Source organism: Rahnella inusitata (assembly GCF_003263515.1).
In the GTDB taxonomy this organism is placed as follows: domain Bacteria; phylum Pseudomonadota; class Gammaproteobacteria; order Enterobacterales; family Enterobacteriaceae; genus Rahnella; species Rahnella inusitata.
Window position 1 is genome coordinate 1 of sequence record NZ_JYDE01000058.1, and the last position, 1,133, is coordinate 1,133.

A 1,133-nucleotide genomic window follows, 5' to 3' on the forward strand; every position below is an offset into this window, starting at 1 on the left:
GTTTCAACTTCGTGATGCACAGGTTGCAGGGTTTGCAGATACGCCCAGATGGCAGCGTTATCATCACGGGTCACTTTGGTGTACGCGGTAAACGGCATCGCGCCGTACAGACGTTTGCCGCCGTGGCCGATGCCTTCAGACATGGCGCGCTGGAAGTCGTCAAAGCTCCATTTACCGATACCGGTTTCCGCATCCGGCGTGATGTTCGCACCCACTAAACGACCAAACGGCGTTTCGATAGGCACGCCACCGGCGAAGGGTTTGGCGTCCGGCGTGGAGGCCGTGTGGCAGGCCGCGCAGTCACCGACGGTTGCCAGATAGCGGCCACGTTCAACCTGATCAAAAGAGCCGTCGCCTGCCGCGTGCGCCAGACCTGACACGCTCAGCGCCAGTAATCCGAGTGAGAATGAGGTTAAGTTTTTCATGCAATCATCTCTCCCGGCTTTTTCAGGTAGTAATTACGGATCGCGTGAGCGGCTTTAAACGCCAGCGCGCCGACGGTGCCGGTCGGGTTGTAACCCGGATTTTGCGGGAAGGCGGAAGCGCCGACCACAAACAGGTTGGGCACGTCCCAGACTTGCAGGTGTTTGTTCACCGAACTGGTGGACGGATCCGCGCCCATCACAAATCCGCCGACCACATGGGAAGACTGATAAGGCGTGCCGTTCCAGTGGCCTTTCATCGGGTTCGCGACCAGTTGACGTGGATTCATCGCTTTGGCGATCTCGGCGACTTTACCGGTGCAATATGCGGCCATTTTCAGGTCGTTCTCAGGGAAATCGAAGGTGACGCGCAACAGCGGGCGGCCAAGACGATCTTTGTAGTTTGGATCGAGTGAAAGATAGTTGGTTTTGGTGGTGTAGCTGCTGGCCTCGCAACCTATCGACATCGAGCTGAGATAGTTGGCGACCGTGGCTTTTTTCCACTCGGATCCCCATTTCGGCGTGCCCGGTGGCACAGGGCGATAGCCGATAGGCGCGCCGCCGATTGGCGTAACGCGGATGCTGCCGCCGCCGAAGAAACCTAAACCGCTGTGATCGAAGTTATCGTTGTTGAAGTCGTCGATGCCCATTCCGACCGCACCTGCGCCGATGAACGGGTTGAAGTTTTTGTCATCGAAGAACAGCTGCACG

General features: G+C 57.7%; 2 protein-coding genes. Both read right to left on the reverse strand.

Annotated elements, in window-relative coordinates; all coding sequences use genetic code 11:
* The coding region (locus TU92_RS22200) for a c-type cytochrome (protein ID WP_136627601.1) at positions 1-425 on the reverse strand (425 nt) is incomplete at its 3' end.
* On the reverse strand, positions 422-1,133 hold a 712-nt coding region (locus tag TU92_RS22205), incomplete at its 5' end, for a GMC oxidoreductase (protein WP_136627602.1). The genes TU92_RS22205 and TU92_RS22200, both read right to left, overlap by 4 nt.